Source organism: Dietzia sp. E1 (assembly GCF_014145015.1).
GTDB lineage: Bacteria > Actinomycetota > Actinomycetes > Mycobacteriales > Mycobacteriaceae > Dietzia > Dietzia cinnamea_A.
This window is the reverse complement of the sequence record NZ_JAALDU010000044.1, coordinates 1-1556: the sequence shown is the minus strand read 5'-3', so window position 1 is coordinate 1556 and position 1556 is coordinate 1. Positions and strand designations below refer to the sequence as shown.

Below are 1556 nucleotides of genomic sequence, written 5' to 3'. Positions count from 1 at the left end.
CGGCGGGCGGCGCGGCGGGCGGCGCGGCAGCGGAACGGGGCTCCTCCCTGGGGACCGGCTCCTTGGCGGGCGCGGCCACTCCGCCGCCCTGCGCGAAGGAGAACCCCGTCCCGGCCTGGTAGTTGCCGGACCGCTCCTCGCGGGTGAGCTCCTTGCGTTCCTCGGCCTTGGTCAGGGAGATCTGCCGCTTCTTGCGCAGCTGCAGGCCCACGACCAGAGCGATGACGGCCAGCAGCAGCACCGCGGCGACGGCGATGATGATCCAGGTGGTGGTAGTCACGGTGCCCAGTATGGCCGAGGGCGTCCGTCAGACGTCGTCCTCCCCGACCGGGCCGCCCTCGCTGTCCCATCGGTCGATCATCCTGACTTACTCGAGGGCGTCGGTGAGGGCCTGCACGGTGAGGGCCTGCACCTCGGTGTCGTCGAGTTCACCGATCCCTCGCTCGTAGTCGCGGATCTTCTGCTCGTCCACACCGGCCGCGGGTCGCGTCCGGCGGAGCGGGGGCCTGACGCCCCGGTCAGCGCATGCGTTGCGAGATGACTTTGGAGATCCCGTCGCCCTGCATGGAGACGCCGTAGAGCACGTCGGCGACGTCCATGGTCGGCTTCTGGTGGGTGATCACGATGAGCTGGCTGGTCTCTCGCAGCTGCTCGAACAGCCCGATGAGCCGACGCAGGTTGGTGTCGTCGAGCGCGGCCTCGACCTCGTCCATCACATAGAACGGGCTCGGTCGGGCCTTGAAGATCGCCACCAGCATCGCCACCGCCGTGAGCGACTTCTCGCCGCCGGACAGCAGCGAGAGCCGCTTGACCTTCTTCCCGGGCGGCCGCGCCTCCACCTCGATGCCGGTGGCGAGCATGTCGTCGGGTTCGGTGAGCACCAGCCGGCCCTCGCCGCCCGGGAACAGCACAGAGAACACGTCGCGGAACTCGCGTTCGACGTCGATCCACGCCTCGGTGAAGATCTGCTCGATCCGGTCGTCGACGTCGTCGATCACCCCCTCGAGGTCCGCGCGGGCCTTCTTGACGTCGTCGAGCTGGGCCGACAGGAACGCGTAGCGCTCCTCGAGCGCGGCGAACTCCTCCAACGCGAGCGGGTTGACCTTGCCGAGCGTGGCCAGGTCCTTCTCGGCTCGCCTGAGGCGCCGCTCCTGCTCGGACCGGACGAACGGCATGGGCGGCGGCGGGGTGACGTCCTCGCCACGCTCGCGGGCCGCCTCGTACTCCGACATCTCCAGCGCGGACGGCGGCAGATCGACGTCGGGCCCGTACTCGGCGACCAGCGCCTCCGGCTCGATCCCGTGACGCTCGAGCACCGCCGCCTCGAGCTCCGAGACCTTGACCTCGAGCTGGGCGCGGACGATCTCGTCGCGGTGGGCGGCGTCCCCCAGGCGTGAGACCTCCGACTCCGCCGCTGTGAGGTCACCTCGCAGGGCGGTGGCCCGGGCACTCGCCTCCGCGCGCGCGGCCGCCAGCCGGTCGCGTTCTGCCGAGGCGGCCGTGATGAGCTCGTCGAGGCGGGCCAGCAGCCGCGCGCCGAGCTCCTCCACGACGCC

The 1556-nt window shown here is 71.0% G+C and carries 1 protein-coding gene and 1 pseudogene; both read right to left on the bottom strand.

The genetic code is table 11. The features are described 5' to 3' along the window. Window positions 1-280 (bottom strand): annotated as a pseudogene (locus G6030_RS02175) (signal recognition particle-docking protein FtsY); the annotation flags it as partial. A 238-nt stretch (window positions 281-518) separates the two neighbouring features. Next, the coding region (locus tag G6030_RS02170; protein WP_182642058.1) for an AAA family ATPase at window positions 519-1556 on the bottom strand (1038 nt) is incomplete at its 5' end.